Source organism: Actinacidiphila epipremni, assembly GCF_012034175.1.
In the GTDB taxonomy this organism is placed as follows: Bacteria; Actinomycetota; Actinomycetes; order Streptomycetales; family Streptomycetaceae; genus Actinacidiphila; species Actinacidiphila epipremni.
In genome coordinates this window covers 544,028-560,031 of record NZ_JAATEJ010000001.1, presented here as the reverse complement: position 1 = coordinate 560,031, position 16,004 = coordinate 544,028, and the positions used below count along the sequence as shown (strand labels likewise).

The window sequence follows — 16,004 nt, the reverse complement described above, 5'->3', positions numbered from 1 at the left end:
TGCTACAAGCATGCCTGGTCAGCCGGCCGGCAGGCAGGCCGCAAGCAGCTCGACGAAGCTGATCCCGTCCCGCGCGACCCCGAACGCCTCGGCCCGCAGGATCGTGCGCTCGGCCCACGCCCGGTGCGGCTTGACCTCGTTCATCTTGTTCGTGTACGCCGAGCGCAGCACCCCGCCGCCGCTGCGGTCCACGTGCAGGATGTCGGCGGCGTCGGTGTACTCCTCGTGCGTGACGACGCTCAGCGCGTGCACGACGGGGACGTGCGTGGGGTGGATGCAGGTCTTGCCCTGGAGCCCGTTGGCGCGGTCGAGCTCGATCTCCCGCAGCAGGCCGTCCATGTCGCGCTCCAGCAGCTGCTCGCGCAGGTCCTCGGACTCGCCGGCGGCGAAGGGGCTGCGGCGCAGCTGCGGCTTGAAGATCCGCTCCTGGTGCCGGAAGTACTCCCAGACCGGCCCGGTGACGGTGAAGCCGCTGCCGTCGGCCCGGCCGAGGACGTTGACGACGTCGGCGATGACCGAGGCGACGATCTGCACGTCGTAGGCGGTCATGGCGGGCCCGCGGCGGATGCCGTAGGAGGAGCAGAAGTCGGTGACGCCCAGCCGCAGCGCGAGCACCCGCTCGCGGTACTTGTCGACGGTGCGGGAGATGCCGTTGAGCGTCTCGACCCGGCTCTCCAGGTGCATCAGCTCGGGCGACTCCAGCACGGGCATGGCGAACAGCCGCCGCCCGCACGCGGCCTCGGCCTCGGCGAGCGCCTCCAGGAAGGGGACGCCGGACTCCTCGGTGAACTTGGGCAGCACGAAGCCGGACAGCAGCGCCACGCAGTCGCCGAGCCGCGCGGTCAGGTCGGTGATCTGCCAGGGGGTGCGGACCCGGATGAACAGCAGCGGCAGCCGCTCGGCGGCGCCGGGCCGGTCGGCGAGGTCGCGGAAGTGCCGGACGATGTTGGCCTCGCCGGCCTCGACGTCGCGGTCGTCGATGGAGTCCTCCAGGCACAGCACCATGGAGACGACCCCGCGGGCGGCCTGCTTGAGCACGTCCTCGGCGAGGGTGGGCCGGGTCGCGGGGCTGTAGAGGGTGGCGCCGAGTGCCGCGGCGAGTGTGCCGGCGGACGAATCCGCGGTGAACTCCCGCGGCTCGATGTGGAACAGCTCCTGCCTGGTCTGCGGTTCGAGCTGACCGAAGTGTCGCATGGCGCCCCCTTTCACGGTACGGGCTGCAAAGTGCTGGAAAAGACGCTCGCGGACGAGGTCCGGTTCGCGGTCCGTGACGAGGCCCGGTTCGCGGTCCGGGTCACGGGCGGCGAGATAGGGTCCTTGAGGACATCTGGCCGATTATCGTACGGGCGAGCATGCATCAGACGTTCCCACCGCACGTGAAAAACACGTAACCACCGCAGGTCGGCGCGGTGACGTCGGGTGTGCGGGACACCGTACGGCGGAGTGGGGCATTCCGGAAGCGCCGCCGGGCCGCCCGGCGCCGCACCGTGTGACGGAGCCGGTACGCACCGCCGCCGGGGCCCGGCGTTGTGGGGCGGCCCGCGGGAAGGGCAGGATGACGGGCATGACGCACGTGATGGTGAAGGGCTCGAACGTCGCCCTGGACGCCCCGGGCATCCGCGCGGTGCTGCGCTGGTCCCCCGGCACCGGCACACCGGACGTGGACGCCTGCCTGCTGCTGCTCGGCCGGGACGGCCGGGTGCGCTCGGACGCCGACTTCGTCTTCTACAACGAGCCGCGGCACCCCTCGGGCGTGGCCCGCCACCTGCCCAAATCCCGGGTCGCCGAGGGCCTGACCGACACCGTCGAGGTGGACCTGGCGGCGCTGGAGCCGGCCGTCGAGCGGGTGGTCGTCGCCGCGTCCTGCGACGGTGGGCCGTTCCGGCTGGTCAGGGACCTGTGCGTGCTGCTCTACGACACCGCCTCGCCGGCCGCCGCGCCCCTGGTGAGCTTCGACGTACGCCCCGACACCGGCGCGGAGACCGCGCTGAACTGCGGCGAGCTCTACCGCAAGGACGGCGGCTGGAAATTCCGGGCGGTCGGGCAGGGGTACGCGACCGGCCTCGTCGGGCTCGCGACGGAGTTCGGCATCACCGTGGACGACGAGGACGCCGACAGCGCCTCCCAGGGCACCCCGGCGCCGCACCCCTCCCCCGCGCAGCCCTCCGCGCAGTCGTCCGCCCAGCCGACCATGCCGCACGCCGGCCCCGACGCCGGCCCCAGCGCGTACGGCTACCCGCTGCCGGCCCCCGCGCCCGGCCATGTGCCCGCCCAGCCCGCGTACGGCTACCCGCAGCCCGTCGCCGCCGCCCCGCCCGTACCGCCGCCCCCCGCGGCGCCGCCGACCGCGCCGGCGGTGCACCAGCAGCCGCAGACCGGCTACCCGGCGTACGGCTACCCGCAGCCGGTGGCGGCCTCCGCCGCGGGCAACAGCGGCGGCCCCGCCTTCGCCCTCCCCCCGCAGGGCCCGCAGTTCCAGCAGCCCCACCACCGCTGAAGGGCCGGCAGTTCCCGCCGGACGGAGTCCGGCGCAGCCGCCCGAAGCCCGCGCAGCGGTGCGAGGGCGGCAGAAGAATCAGACCTTGGACTTGTAGCCCCTGCCCCATTGCAGGCCCCACCCGTAGAGCCGGTCGATCTCCGCCTGGAAGCCGTAGACGTACTTCACCTCGCGGCGGACGATCAGCTCGCCCTTCTCGTTCTCGATCAGCACCACCGCGCACGAGCGCGCCTGCGGCTCCCGCTCGGTGAGCGGGATCTCGATGCGCGGGCCCGAGCCGGGGAAGATCTCCACCTTCGCGTGGGTGCGGTCGAAGGCGGGCGTGCCGTCGTAGATGTAGACGAAGACCAGCAGCCGCTTGAACTCGTCGCGCTTGTCGAAGTTGATGTACAGCGTCTCGCCGGACGTGCCGCCGAACCGGTCGTCGCCGCTCATCTGGATGTACGGCGGCGCGTCCAGGTCGCCCAGGAAATTGCCGAGCGGCTGCACGACGCCCTTGCTGCCGTCGGCCAGTTCGTACAGGCACGCCAGGTCCAGGTCGACGTTGACCATGGCGGGGCCGGCCGCCTGCACGATGCGCGGCTTGAAGACGTCCAGCTGGCGGCGCAGGAAGCCGCGGTCGTCGCTGGCCCAGCTGCCGGTGTCGGAGGAGCGCATCGACCAGGACAGGTTGACCCGCATATTGCCGACCGCCGCGCCCTGCTTGGTCAGCGACACCACCGGGTGCCGTTTGGTGAGCTCGACCGAGTGCGCGTTGGCCATGTCGAACTGGCCCGCCCCACTCGGCCGGAAGAAGTCCCGCCACGACGCCATCGCCGCCGCCACCCCTCGTCGAGTCCGTAAGGCCGGAGCACCTCCGCCTCAGCGCCGTACCAGCCGTTATCTGCCCGCCGGCGGCCCCCCGCACACGCGCACACGCCGCTGCCCCCGCCGGGCGGCGGGGGCAGCGGCACTCGGCGTGCGGAGTGGGTCACACGCCGGTCGTGACTTCCCTCTTGTCGTCGTCCGACTGCGAGGAGTCCCCTTCGAGCCGGCGGTTGCGCACCACCGAGGACCAGTACGACGCACCGATCAGGACGACGCCGACCAGGCCGGTGACGACCTCGCTGATGTCGTACTTGATCGTCGCCAGCAGGATGAACGCCAGCGCGCCGATCGCGTAGTGGGCGCCGTGCTCCAGGTACACGTAGTCGTCCAGGGTGCCCTTGCGGACCAGGAAGACGGTCAGCGACCTGATGTACATCGCTCCGATGCCGAGGCCGAGCGCGATCTCGAAGATGTCGTTGCTGATCGCGAAGGCGCCGACGACGCCGTCGAAGGAGAACGACGCGTCGATGACCTCCAGGTAGAGGAACATGAAGAACGCGGCCTTGCCCGCGAGCCCGGCCACCTGCCCGGCGGTCGGGCCGTTGCTGCCCGCCGCCGCGGCGCCCTCGGCCGCTCCGGAGCCCTCGCCGTCCTCGCCGGCTTCCTCGTCGCCGTCCTCGTCCTCGTCGTCCTCCAGGCGGTCCTCGAAGAAGCCGGAGATGCCGCCGACGACGAGATACGTGATCAGGCCGCCGACACCGGCGAGCAGCACCGTCTCGGCCTTGTCGATCTCGCCGTGCCCGCCGTGCACCGGGACCCCGGTGGCCACCGTGGTGCCCGCGATGACCAGCACGACCAGCGCGATGACCACCGAGAGCATGTCCAGCTTGCCGAGCTTGGCCAGGGGCCGCTCCAGCCAGCCCAGCCAGGTGATCTCGCGCTCCTCGAAGATGAAGTCCAGGAAGATCATCAGCAGGAACATGCCGCCGAAGGCGGCGATGGCCGGGTGGGCCCCGGTGACCAGCGCCTCGTAGCGGTCGTGGTCGTTGATCGCGACATTGACCGCCTCCCACGGGCTCAGCTTCGCGGTGATCGCCACGATGATGATCGGGAAGATCAGCCGCATGCCGAAGACCGCGATGAGCACGCCGACGGTCAGGAACATCTTCTGCCAGAAGGCGTTCAGCTTCCGCAGGATGCCCGCGTTGATGACGGCGTTGTCGAAGGAGAGCGAGATCTCCAGGACCGACAGGATCGCGACGATCGCGAGTCCGTGCCACCCCCAGAGGACGCCGGCCAGGGCCAGGCCGGCGGCAGTGATGCCGAACGACCAGCCGAAAGTTCTGAGGAGCACGTGCTTCCCACCCAATCCCTGTGACCTGTGATCACGAAGTCCCCCGCGCGGTACGCGGCTTTACGAAACGTTGACCCCGAAGTCTAGGGCGATGCCCCGCAGACCGGAGGCGTACCCCTGACCCACTGCCCGGAACTTCCACTCGCCGCCGTAGCGGTAGAGCTCGCCGAAGATCATCGCGGTCTCCGTCGAGGCGTCCTCGGTCAGGTCGTAACGGGCCAGCTCCGCTCCGTCGGACTGGTTGATCACCCGGATGTACGCGTCGCTGACCTGGCCGAAGGTCTGCGCGCGGGCGTCCGCGTCATAGATCGACACCGGGAAGACGATCTTGTCGGCCCGCTCCGGCACCAGCGTCAGGTCGACCAGGATCGTCTCGTCGTCACCGCCGCTGCCGCCGGTCAGGTCGTCCCCGGTGTGCTCGACGGAGCCCTCCGGGCTCTTGAGGTTGTTGTAGAAGACGAAGAACTCGTCCCCCAGCACCCGGCCGTTGCCGCACAGCAGGGCGCTGGCGTCCAGGTCAAAGTCCGCGCCGGTGGTCGAGCGGGCCCTCCAGCCGAGGCCGATCTGCACCCTGGTGAGATTCGGTGCGGCCTTGGAGAGCGAGACGTTGCCCCCCTTGGCCAGTGTGACGCCCATGGTGTCCCTTTCCCCCTAGGTCGGTGCTCTGCCGCTGCTGCCGGGTCAGACGTTGACGCCGAAGTCCTGCGCGATACCGCGCAGGCCCGAGGCGTAGCCCTGGCCGATGGCCCGGAACTTCCACTCGCCGCCGTGCCGGTACAGCTCGCCGAAGACCATCGCGGTCTCGGTCGAGGCGTCCTCGGTGAGGTCGTAGCGGGCCAGCTCGCGCTGGTCGGCGGCGTTGAGCACCCGGATGTAGGCGTTGCGCACCTGGCCGAAGCTCTGCTGGCGGGACTCGGCGTCGTAGATCGACACCGGGAAGACGATCTTGGCGACATCGGCCGGCACGCCGACCAGGTTGACGTTGATCACCTCGTCGTCGCCCTCGCCCTCACCGGTGAGGTTGTCACCGGTGTGCTCGACCGAGCCGTCGGGGCTGCGCAGGTTGTTGAAGAACACGAAGTGCTGGTCGGACAGCACCTTGCCCGCCTCGTCGGTGAGCAGCGCGCTCGCGTCGAGGTCAAAGTCCGCACCGGTGGTCGTCCGCGCGTCCCAGCCGAGACCGACGACGACCGCCTGCAGATTGGGCGCCTCCTTCGTCAGCGAGACGTTGCCACCCTTGCTCAGGCTGACTCCCACGAGTCCTCCCCATCGGTTTCGTTACGTGTACACGTGTATACGGCGCGCTCGCGCGCCACCGGGCCGCGCGCCCGGTCAACGAGCCGAGCTTAGTGACCCGTTCCCGTCGACCGCACTGCTTCCAGCGCCTTTACGTAGTCGTGAAGGTCCCGCGCGTCCGGCAGCCCGTTCACCACGGACCAGCGGATCGCCCCCTCGCGGTCGATCACGAACGTGCCGCGCAACGCACAGCCCTTGTCGTCGTCGAAGACGCCGTACGCCCGCGCGGCGTTGCCGTGCGGCCAGAAGTCCGAGAGCAGGGGGAAGTCGAAGCCCTCCTGGTCGGAGAAGACCCGCTGGGAGTGCATGGAGTCGCACGAGACGGCCAGCAGCACGGTGTCGTCGCCCTGGAGCGCGCCGAGCCCTTCCTGGAGGGCCCGCAGCTCGCCGCTGCACACACTGGTGAACGCGAACGGATAGAACACGAGCACGACGTTCTTCACGCCGCGGAAGCCCTTGAGGCCCACCCGCCGACCATGCTGGTCGGGCAGCTCGAAGTCGGGTGCGCTGGGCTCTGAGCTCATGGGTCCTCCTCTGCCGCGCCGGGTGACAGACAGGGGCGCGGGGAACTGCGCGACAAGCCACCCACGGCGGAAGATCCCGCGACGGCGGAACGGGGCAGCCCGGAGGGCTGAGCCGCGCCGGAAGCAGCTGGGCACATGACAAAGTCCCCCGCGGCGGGAAGCCGCACCGCGGGGTTGCCCGGCAGGGATCAGCGCTTGCCGGCCTTGGCTGCCTTGGGGGTCACGAGGCGGCTGCCGGTCCAGTCGGCCGCGGCGTTGACGCTGCTCGTCTGGGCCAGCCCGGCGGTCTGCGCCGCCTCGCCGATCTCGCTGGGCTCGACGTGGCCGTCACGACCCGTCTTGGGGGTCATGAGCCAGATCGGGGCGCCGGGGTCCACCGTCGAGGTCGCGTCGACCAGCGCGTCGGTGAGGTCGCCGTCGTCCTCGCGGAACCACAGCAGGACGGCGTCGGGCACGTCGTCGTACTCCTCATCGGCGAGCTCCTCGCCCGTGAGCTCCTCGATGCCCTCGCGAAGCTCCTGGTCGCAGTCCTCGTCGTACCCGAGCTCCTGGACCACCTGTCCGGGCTCGAAACCAAGCCGGCTCGCCGGGTTGGTCCGCTCCTCCGCGTGGTCCGCGGTCGCGCTCACGCTTTGCCTCCTGTCATCTGGTGAGCCCGCGCGCACGCGGACTTATTGGCGGTAGTCCACACGGGCGCGGCGGATCGCGCAAGTACCCGGCGTACGAGACCGCCGAAACGGTGACGATTCGACCGTGTCGCCGCAACCCGTACCCCCTATGGTGACGCAGCTCACGACGGTTTGCCGGTGTTGCGCACGATTGGCGCCACCAGTCGGTCGTACGTCCGAGTGGGGGCGTAGAGTTCAGGTTTGGCCGCGGGTGGGACCCGGCCCATTGTCGCAGCCCCGGCTACCCCGCGGTTACCACTGGGTAGAGATGACGTTTCGCGCGGCGCGGTCCACGATGGAGGGCGGCGCGACCCCGTCCGACAGCAGCACATCGAGCAGCACACCGAGAAGCAAAGGAAAAGCGTGGCTTCCGCATCCGATCGCAACCCGATCATCATTGGCGGCCTTCCGAGCCAGGTCCCGGATTTCGATCCCGAGGAGACGGCGGAGTGGCTGGACTCGCTGGACGCGGCGATCGACGAGCGCGGTCGTGAGCGGGCCCGCTACCTGATGCTGCGGCTCATCGAGCGCGCCCGCGAGAAGCGGGTCGCGGTGCCGGAGATGCGCAGCACCGACTACGTCAACACCATCGCGACCAAGGACGAGCCGTTCTTCCCCGGCAACGAGGAGATCGAGCGGCGGATCCTGAACGCGACCCGGTGGAACGCCGCGGTCATGGTCTCGCGCGCCCAGCGCCCCGGGATCGGCGTCGGCGGCCACATCGCGACCTTCGCCTCCTCGGCCTCCCTCTACGACGTGGGCTTCAACCACTTCTTCCGGGGGAAGGACGACGGCCTGGGCGGCGACCAGATCTTCTTCCAGGGCCACGCCTCCCCCGGTATCTACGCCCGCGCCTTCCTGCTCGACCGGCTCTCCGAGGCGCAGCTCGACGGGTTCCGCCAGGAGAAGTCCAAGGCGCCCGACGGCCTGTCCAGCTACCCGCACCCGCGGCTGATGCCGGACTTCTGGGAGTTCCCGACCGTGTCGATGGGCCTGGGCCCGCTCGGCGCGATCTACCAGGCCCGGATGAACCGCTACATGCACGCGCGCGGCATCGCCGACACCTCGGGCTCGCACGTGTGGGCCTTCCTCGGCGACGGCGAGATGGACGAGCCGGAGTCGCTGGGCCAGCTGTCCATCGCCGCCCGCGAGGGCCTGGACAACCTGACCTTCGTCGTCAACTGCAACCTCCAGCGGCTCGACGGCCCGGTGCGCGGCAACGGCAAGATCATCCAGGAGCTGGAGTCGCAGTTCCGCGGCGCCGGCTGGAACGTGATCAAGCTGGTGTGGGACCGCTCGTGGGACCCGCTGCTGGCGCAGGACCGCGACGGCCTGCTGGTCAACAAGATGAACACCACGCCGGACGGCCAGTTCCAGACGTACGCGACCGAGTCCGGCGCGTACATCCGCGAGCACTTCTTCGGTGACGACCAGCGGCTGCGCAAGATGGTGGAGAACCTCACCGACGAGCAGATCCTGCACCTGGGGCGCGGCGGGCACGACCACCGCAAGATCTTCGCCGCCTACACCGCGGCCATGGAGCACAAGGGCCAGCCGACGGTCATCCTCGCCCAGACGATCAAGGGCTGGACGCTCGGGCCGAACTTCGAGGGCCGCAACGCGACCCACCAGATGAAGAAGCTCACCGTCGACGACCTCAAGCGCTTCCGGGACCGGCTGCACCTGCCGATCACCGACAAGCAGCTCGACGAGGGCTACCCGCCGTACTACCACCCCGGCCGGGACTCCGAGGAGATCCAGTACATGCACGACCACCGCAAGGCGTGCGGTGGCTATGTACCGACCCGGGTGGTGCGCGCCAAGCCGCTGCCGCAGCCGGCCGACAAGGTGTACGCGGCGGCGAAGAAGGGCTCCGGGGTCCAGTCGATCGCCACGACGATGGCGTTCGTGCGGATCCTGAAGGACCTGATGCGGGACAAGGAGATCGGCAAGCGCTTCGTGCTGATCGCGCCGGACGAATACCGCACCTTCGGCATGGACGCGTTCTTCCCCAGCGCGAAGATCTACAACCCGCTGGGGCAGCAGTACGAGTCGGTGGACCGCGAGCTGCTGCTGGCGTACAAGGAGTCGCCGACCGGGCAGATGCTGCACGACGGCATCTCCGAGGCGGGCTGTACGGCGTCGCTCATTGCGGCGGGTTCCGCGTACGCCACGCACGGCGAGCCGCTGATCCCGGTCTACGTCTTCTACTCGATGTTCGGCTTCCAGCGCACCGGCGACCAGTTCTGGCAGATGGCCGACCAGCTCGCCCGCGGCTTCGTCCTCGGCGCGACCGCCGGCCGTACGACGCTCACCGGTGAGGGCCTGCAGCACGCCGACGGCCACTCGCAGCTGCTGGCGTCCACGAACCCGGCGTGCGTGGCGTACGACCCGGCGTACGCGTACGAGATCGCGTACATCGTGCAGGACGGCCTGCGCCGGATGTACGGCGAGACGGCGGACGGGCGGCCCGGCGAGGACGTCTTCTACTACCTGACGGTCTACAACGAGCCGATCCAGCACCCGGCCGAGCCGGCGGACGTCGACGCGGAGGGCATCGTCAAGGGCGTGTACCGGCTGCGGGCCGGCGAGGGCGGCGCGATCCCGGCGCAGATCATGGCGTCGGGCGTGGCGGTGCCGTGGGCGCTGGAGGCGCAGCGCATCCTGGCCGAGCAGTGGAACGTCCGGGCCGACGTGTGGTCGGCGACGTCCTGGAACGAGCTGCGGCGCGAGGCCGTGGCCGTCGAGGAGCACAATCTGCTGCACCCGGAGGAGGAGCAGCGCGTGCCGTACGTGACGCGCAAGCTCAGCGGGGCGGAGGGGCCGTTCGTGGCCGTCTCCGACTGGATGCGGTCGGTGCCCGACCAGATCGCCCGCTGGGTGCCGGGCCGCTACACCTCGCTCGGCGCGGACGGCTTCGGCTTCGCCGACACGCGGGGCGCCGCGCGCCGCTTCTTCCACATCGACGCGGAGTCCATCGTCCTGGCGGTCCTCACCGAACTCGCCCGCGACGGCAAGGTCGACCGCTCGATCCTGAAGCAGGCGATCGACCGCTACCAGCTCCTCGACGCCTCCGCCGCGGCCCCCGGCACGGCGGGCGGCGACGCGTAAGCCCTCTCCCTACAAAGCCCGAAGCCCCGGCCGGCCCCCACCGCCGGGGCTCCGGCGTTCCCGGGGGCGCGCGGGGCGCGGCTTACCCGGTCGGATGCCCCGGTTTGTCTACGCTGGGCGGGCACGTCGTGGCTACTGTCGGCCAGGGCCCTACCGTCCGCGAGGCACCCGCGAGTGACCGTCCTTACCGAGCGACCTCCCAGCGCGCCGCCGACGGCTGCGGGCCCGGTGCACAAGGTGCCCACGGCCAGAAGCGGCGCGCCGGCGGTTCGCGGCACGCCGCAGCGTGGCGCGCGGTGGGTGGGGGTGTCGGCTTGGGCCGGGGTGGCGTTGGGGGTGGCGTTCGTGTTGCTGGCCGTCACGGGGTGGGCGGCGGTGCGGGAGGGCGGGGTCAGGGATGCGCGGGGGGCGGCGGTCGCCGCGTGGTTGCGGGTGAGCGTCGGGGGGCACAGGACGCCGGATCCGGAGCGGGCGGGGCCGGGGGCCGTCGCGCGGTTCTTCGCCTCGCTCAGCCGCCCCCAGGCGCTGCGGCTGGCCCGGCGGTACGCGCTGGTCGTCGGCAACCTCGACGGCGCGCCGCCGGCCCTGCGCTACCAGGCCAACCGCTACGCCCTGGCCAAGGCGCGGGCGCTGGAGCTGGCCCGGGCGGCGAGCGGGGCGCTGACGCCGGCGGGCCGCACGGACGCCGCGCGCCGGGCCGAGCGCTACGGCTCGCTGCTGGCCCCCCGCCGGCAGATCCTCGCCTTCGACCCCGCGGGCGCCGGCCGCGTCGCCGAGGTCCTCGGCGACCTCACGACCGCCGCGCGGATCGCCGTCGTCGTGCCGGGCGTCGGCAGCGACGTCCTGACCTTCGAGCGCGACACCCGCCCCTACGCGGCCCCCGCGGGCATGGCCCGCGCCCTCTACCGGCGCGAACGCGCCACCGCGCCCACCGCCCGTACCGCCGTCATCGCGTGGGACGACTACACCGCGCCCAGCAGCATCGGCCTGGACGCCTCCACCGCGAATCTCGCCGAGCGCGGCGCCACCCGGCTGCTGGCGCTGCTCGCCGCGCTGCCCCGCGGCCGGCGGGTGGCGCTTTTCTGCCACTCGTACGGCTCGGTCCTGTGCGGAGTCGCCGCACCGCGGCTGCGCGCCGGCCAGGTCGCCGACATCGCCGTCTTCGGCAGCCCCGGCATGCACGCCCACCGCGCCGCCGCCCTGCACACCGACGCGCACATCTGGGCCGCCCGGGACAGCGGCGACTGGATCGAGGACGTCCCCCACCTGGAGTTCGCCGGCCTCGGCCACGGTACGGACCCGGTCTCGGCCGCCTTCGGCGCCCGGGTGGTGAGCGCGGCCGGCGCCGACGGCCACCCCGGCTACCTCGCGCCCGGCACCGCGAGCCTGGCCAACTTCACCCGGATCGCCCTCGGCGACTACGCCGCCGTCAGTTGCGCGCGCCCCGCGTGCACCGCGGGCCTGACCTGACGCCCCGCACCGCCGCGAGCACCGCGAACGCCCCCGGAACACGGCGGGAACGCGGCGGGAAGACGCCGCGTAGGCGCCAGGGGACGGACAGAGGGATGTATTCCGGAATAGGCTGACTCGTATGGGCGACGTGCTGGCCGGAAACAATGCCGTATGGGAGTTCGAGCCCGACGCCGTCGTCATCCGGTACAACCGGGGGGCGCGGGGGGCGCGGCTGCTGCCCGCGCTCGGGGAGCGGCGGGTGCCGCACGCCGCGCTGGAGGCGGTGGAGCTGGACGAGGGGCGCCGCGGGCAGGTCGTGCTGCGGGCGGTGCCGCGGGCCGGCGCCGACCCGCTCGTCGAGGCCGCGGCCGGCCAGCTCAAGGAGAGCGCGGACCCGTACCGGCTGATCCTCCCGGAGTCCTCCGAAACGCTCGCGGAGTTCTACCGCGACGAGCTACGCGCGGTGATCGCCGGGCCGGGCGAGGCGCTGACCCGCTTCCTGGTGGACGCGCCGGCCCCGCCGCGGTCGTTCAAGGCGTACGACGCCAAGGCCCTCTTCGACGGGCGCACGGTGAGCTTCCGCTGGTTCTGGACCGGCGCGTCGACGGCCAAGTGGAAGGCCGGCGACCAGAGCTTCCCGGTCGAGGAGCTGAGCGGCGTGGACTGGCGCTCACCGGAGATGCTGCACGGCTATCTGCGGCTGCTGCGCCGCGACGGCGGGCCCCAGCCGGGCGAACCCGACCAGGACCCCGCAGCGGTGCTCTTCGGCCTCGGCTACGGGCCGGTCCACGAGTCGCTGCCCTTCGCCGCGGCGGTGCTCGCCGCGATCCGCTCCGTACGGGTCCGCCCGCAGGGCTGAACCCCCGCGCGGACCGGGCACGTACCCGCAGGGCTGAGCCCCCACGCGGACCCGGGCACGTACCGGCTACTCGCGGGCCGCGGAGGTCGTGCTCATGTCCGGGTAGCGGTCGCCCACGACCTGCCCGGCGATCGGCTCCAGCTCGGCGAGCTCGGCGTCGTCCAGCACGAGCGAGGCCGCGGCGACGTTCTCCAGCACCCGCGAGGCGCGCCGGGTGCCCGGGATCGGCACCACCGGCAGGCCGTGCACCCGCGCCCGCGAGTGCACCCAGGCCAGGGCGATCTGGCCGGGCGTGGCGTCGTGCGCCTTGGCGATCCGGCGGACCGGCTCCAGCAGGTCGGCGTTGCGGCGGGCGTTCTCGCCGGTGAAGCGCGGCTGGTTGCGGCGCATGTCGCCGGCGGCCAGGTCGCTCGCGGCGTCCTGGAAGGAGCCGGTCAGGAAGCCGCGGCCGAGCGGCGAGTACGGCACGAAGGCCACCCCCAGCTCGGCGGCGGCGCCCACCACGGAGCGCTCCACGTCCCGGCTGAACAGCGACCACTCCGACTGCACCGCGGCGATCGGGTGCACCGCGTGCGCCTCGCGCAGCTCCGCCCCCGTCACCTCCGACAGCCCGAGGTGGCGCACCTTGCCGGCCGCGACCAGCTCGCCCATCGCGCCGACCGACTCCGCGAGCGGGATCCGCGGGTCGCGGCGGTGCATGTAGTACAGGTCGATGACGTCGACGCCCAGGCGGCGCAGGCTCGCGTCGACGGCCTGCCGGATGTAGGGCGGGTCGTTGCGGATGGCCCGGTAGGTCGGGTCCTCGCGGCGCCGCTCGTTGGCGAACTTCGTGGCCAGGGTGATCTCGTCGCGGTGGGCGGCGACGAAGGGCGCGAGGAACTCCTCGTTCGCACCGATGCCGTACATGTCGGCGGTGTCGAAGAGCGTCACGCCCGCGCCGAGCGCGGTCTCCAGCGTCTCGCGGGCCGCGGCCTCGTCGGTGTCGCCGTAGAACTCGCTCATGCCCATGCAGCCCAGGCCCTGGACGCCGACCTGCGGCCCGTCCGTGCCCAGCCGTACCGTGTCGATCCGTGCGGCGGCCATCACGCACCTGTCCTCTCCGGCGCCGGCTCGGCGCCCGCGTACGTTGCGATCTTGTGGTCGAGCACCGTCAGGGTGTCCTGAAGCTCGGCGATGCGCTGCACGACGTCCACCCGGGTCGCCTCCAGCAGCTCCTTGCGCTGCGCGAACGTGCGCTGCCCGGCCCTGACCATCTCGGCGTACGTCACCATGTCGGCGACCGGCATCCCGGTCAGCCGCAGCTTGCCGACGAAGGCCAGCCAGTCCAGGTCGCGGTTGCTGAACCGGCGCTGCCCGGTGGTGGAGCGGCCCACGTGCGGCATCAGCCCGATCCGCTCGTACCAGCGCAGTGTGTGGGCGCTGAGCCCGGTGAGCTCGGCGACCTCGCTGATCGTGTACTGGTCGCTGCCGTCGGGCCGCGGATACGGCGACGGCGCCTCGCACCGCGCCGCGGCGGACGCGCGCCGCGCGGCTTCCTGCCGGCTCTCCCGCTGCTGCTCCTGCTGCCCGTGCTGCTCGTGCTGCTCCTGCTCCGGGGACGCTTCCTGCTTCACCATCTGCACGACCGTCATGGTCCTAACGCTAAGTCCTTCGAGTGCGCTCGAAGCAAGCGCGGTTCGTTAGCATCGCCCGCATGGACAGCCTGCGGATGATCGATCAGTGGCCGGTACCGAACGCGGCTGCGGTCGTCGTACGGGCGGACGGGACGGTCGCCGGCGCGCACGGGCCGCAGGACCTGGCCTTCCCGCTCGCGTCGGTGACCAAGCCGCTCGTGGCGTACGCGGCGCTCGTGGCGTACGAAGAGGGCGCGTACGAGCTGGACGACCCGGCGGGGCCGGACGGCTCGACCGTACGGCACCTGCTCGCGCACACCTCGGGGCTGGCGTTCGACGAGCGCCGGGTCATGGCGGCGCCGGGGACCCGGCGCATCTACTCCAACGCGGGGTTCGAGGTCCTGGGCGAGACGATCGCCGGGGCCACGGGCATGGACGTCGGCTCCTACCTGCGCGAGGCGGTGCTCGAACCGCTCGGCATGAGCGCGACGGCCCTGCGGGGCTCGCCGGCGGCCGGCGCGGTGTCCACCGCCGCGGACCTGGCGCGCTTCGCCGCGGAGGTCCAGGCGCCGCGGCTGCTGCACCCCTCGACGGTGGCGGCGGCGACCCTGGAGGTCGCCTTCCCGGGGCTGCGCGGGGTCCTGCCCGGGTACGGCATGCAGGCCGCGAACGACTGGGGGCTCGGGTTCGAGATCCGGGACGCCAAGTCCCCGCACTGGACGGGGTCGCGCTCCTCCGCGGCGACCTTCGGCCACTTCGGCCAGTCCGGCACGTTCCTCTGGTTCGACCCGCACGCGAAGGTGGCTTGCGCCGCCTTGACCGACCGGGCGTTCGGCCCCTGGGCCCAGGAGGCGTGGCCGGCTTTGACGGATGCGGTGCTCTCCGAGGCAGGCGCCTAAGGGGCTGCCCCTTTCCCCCGTCCCGCGTCTGCCGGTCCGTCCCGGCTGGTCGCGCAGTTCCCCGCGCCCCTGAGAGGTTGCCCTCGCGCGCGGAGGTGGGCTTTTCAGGGGCGCGGGGAACGGCGCGACCAGCCACGGGACGGGGGAAGGTCCCGGGACGGCGGAACGGGGCAGCCCGGAGGGCTGGGGTCAGCCGTACGAGGGCTCGGATTGCATGGACCAGAAGAGATACTCCGCCTCCGGGGCCGCGCGCAGCGCAACCGGCTCGGAGGTGAGCCTCGCGGCGTCGCCCTCGGCCAGGGTGGTCCCACCGGCGAGGTGCAGCGGGCCGCGGAGGGCGTGGAGGTAGCCGAAGGGGGCCGGCGGCAAAGAGGCCGGGCCGCGGCCGAGGAAGAGGGTCGCGGCGGGCTGCCGCAGCCGCAGCGGCGCCTCGGGGAGCGCGCCGGAGGCGAGCGGGGTGAGGCCCGGCGCCGGCGGCAGCGGCGGCGTGGCGGCGTACGACGGCGCGGCGCCGTAGACGGCGGGGTGCAGCCACATCTGGAGGAAGCGCAGGGGCGCAGCCCCACCGTTGCGCTCGACGTGCCGGACCCCGCCGCCCGCGCTCAGCGCCTGCGCGGCGCCCGCCCCGAGCCGTACCGGGCTCCCGTCGGGGCCGACGTGTTCGAGCTCACCCTCGATCACCCACGTGACGATCTCGACGTCCCGGTGCGGATGCTCGGCGAATCCCGCGCCCGGCGCGAGCCGTTCCTCGTTGCAGGCCATCAGCAGCCCGAAGCCCACGTCGTCCGGGTCGTAGTAGCCGGCGAAGGAGAAGGCGTGCCGGGTGTCGATGCCGGCGGCCGGGTCCCCGCCGCGGTGCCGGTCCGCGCCCCGCCGCACGTCGATCATGCCCTCACCGTATCCCCCGGACGGGCCACGGCGGGC

15 protein-coding genes are annotated in these 16,004 nt (G+C 72.2%); 5 read left to right on the top strand and 10 right to left on the bottom strand.

The genetic code is table 11. From position 1 onward, the window contains the following. Positions 1–18: 18 nt before the first annotated feature. On the bottom strand, positions 19–1,194 hold the full coding sequence (locus HCN08_RS02285) for an HpcH/HpaI aldolase/citrate lyase family protein (protein ID WP_167981085.1): 1,176 nt from the start codon (positions 1,192–1,194) through the stop codon (positions 19–21). Positions 1,195–1,564: 370 nt separating this feature from the next. On the opposite strand from HCN08_RS02285, the gene HCN08_RS02280 reads away from it, so the two are divergent. After that, positions 1,565–2,497: a TerD family protein gene (locus tag HCN08_RS02280; RefSeq protein WP_167981084.1), complete on the top strand. Its 933-nt coding sequence runs from the start codon at positions 1,565–1,567 to the stop codon at positions 2,495–2,497. A gap of 78 nt (positions 2,498–2,575) precedes the next feature. On the opposite strand, the gene HCN08_RS02275 is transcribed toward HCN08_RS02280, so the two are convergent. From HCN08_RS02275 to HCN08_RS02250, 6 genes are all read right to left on the bottom strand, one after another. Continuing rightward, entirely contained in the window at positions 2,576–3,310 is a 735-nt protein-coding gene (locus HCN08_RS02275) for a TerD family protein (RefSeq protein WP_167981083.1), read from the bottom strand. Positions 3,311–3,467: 157 nt separating this feature from the next. Next, entirely contained in the window at positions 3,468–4,658 is a 1,191-nt protein-coding gene (locus tag HCN08_RS02270) for a DUF475 domain-containing protein (RefSeq protein ID WP_167981082.1), read from the bottom strand. 60 nt (positions 4,659–4,718) lie between these two features. Continuing rightward, positions 4,719–5,294, bottom strand: a complete 576-nt coding sequence (locus HCN08_RS02265) for a TerD family protein (protein WP_167981081.1) — start codon at positions 5,292–5,294, stop codon at positions 4,719–4,721. Between the two features lie 45 nt (positions 5,295–5,339). Then, positions 5,340–5,915, bottom strand: coding sequence for a TerD family protein (locus tag HCN08_RS02260; protein WP_167981080.1), 576 nt, complete (start codon positions 5,913–5,915; stop codon positions 5,340–5,342). A gap of 89 nt (positions 5,916–6,004) precedes the next feature. Further along, a complete protein-coding gene (locus HCN08_RS02255; protein ID WP_167981079.1) occupies positions 6,005–6,478 on the bottom strand; it encodes a peroxiredoxin in 474 nt (157 codons plus the stop codon). A 188-nt stretch (positions 6,479–6,666) separates the two neighbouring features. Next, positions 6,667–7,107: a DUF3052 domain-containing protein gene (locus tag HCN08_RS02250; protein WP_167981078.1), complete on the bottom strand. Its 441-nt coding sequence runs from the start codon at positions 7,105–7,107 to the stop codon at positions 6,667–6,669. A gap of 402 nt (positions 7,108–7,509) precedes the next feature. On the opposite strand from HCN08_RS02250, the gene aceE reads away from it, so the two are divergent. The 3 genes from aceE to HCN08_RS02235 all read left to right on the top strand — a co-directional run bounded on the left by aceE (position 7,510) and on the right by HCN08_RS02235 (position 12,568). Then, positions 7,510–10,257 (top strand): pyruvate dehydrogenase (acetyl-transferring), homodimeric type, encoded by a 2,748-nt coding sequence (gene aceE / locus HCN08_RS02245; RefSeq protein WP_167981077.1) that lies wholly within the window; start codon positions 7,510–7,512, stop codon positions 10,255–10,257. A 336-nt stretch (positions 10,258–10,593) separates the two neighbouring features. Beyond that, the gene (locus tag HCN08_RS02240; RefSeq protein ID WP_167981076.1) at positions 10,594–11,727 is read left to right on the top strand and encodes an alpha/beta hydrolase; all 1,134 of its coding nucleotides are present in this window, start codon (positions 10,594–10,596) and stop codon (positions 11,725–11,727) included. A 121-nt stretch (positions 11,728–11,848) separates the two neighbouring features. Continuing rightward, a complete protein-coding gene (locus HCN08_RS02235) occupies positions 11,849–12,568 on the top strand; it encodes a DUF4429 domain-containing protein (RefSeq protein WP_167981075.1) in 720 nt (239 codons plus the stop codon). 66 nt (positions 12,569–12,634) lie between these two features. On the opposite strand, the gene HCN08_RS02230 is transcribed toward HCN08_RS02235, so the two are convergent. Further along, positions 12,635–13,651, bottom strand: coding sequence for an aldo/keto reductase (locus HCN08_RS02230; protein WP_167981074.1), 1,017 nt, complete (start codon positions 13,649–13,651; stop codon positions 12,635–12,637). After that, entirely contained in the window at positions 13,651–14,199 is a 549-nt protein-coding gene (locus HCN08_RS02225; RefSeq protein ID WP_240969662.1) for a MerR family transcriptional regulator, read from the bottom strand. The genes HCN08_RS02230 and HCN08_RS02225 overlap by 1 nt, the downstream gene beginning before the upstream one ends. Before the next feature lie 62 nt (positions 14,200–14,261). Between HCN08_RS02225 and HCN08_RS02220 the strand changes: the two genes are divergently transcribed. After that, the gene (locus HCN08_RS02220; protein WP_167981073.1) at positions 14,262–15,080 is read left to right on the top strand and encodes a serine hydrolase domain-containing protein; all 819 of its coding nucleotides are present in this window, start codon (positions 14,262–14,264) and stop codon (positions 15,078–15,080) included. 189 nt (positions 15,081–15,269) lie between these two features. Here HCN08_RS02220 and HCN08_RS02215 read toward each other — a convergent pair whose 3' ends face one another. After that, positions 15,270–15,968, bottom strand: coding sequence for a pirin family protein (locus HCN08_RS02215; protein ID WP_167981072.1), 699 nt, complete (start codon positions 15,966–15,968; stop codon positions 15,270–15,272). Positions 15,969–16,004 lie beyond the last annotated feature (36 nt).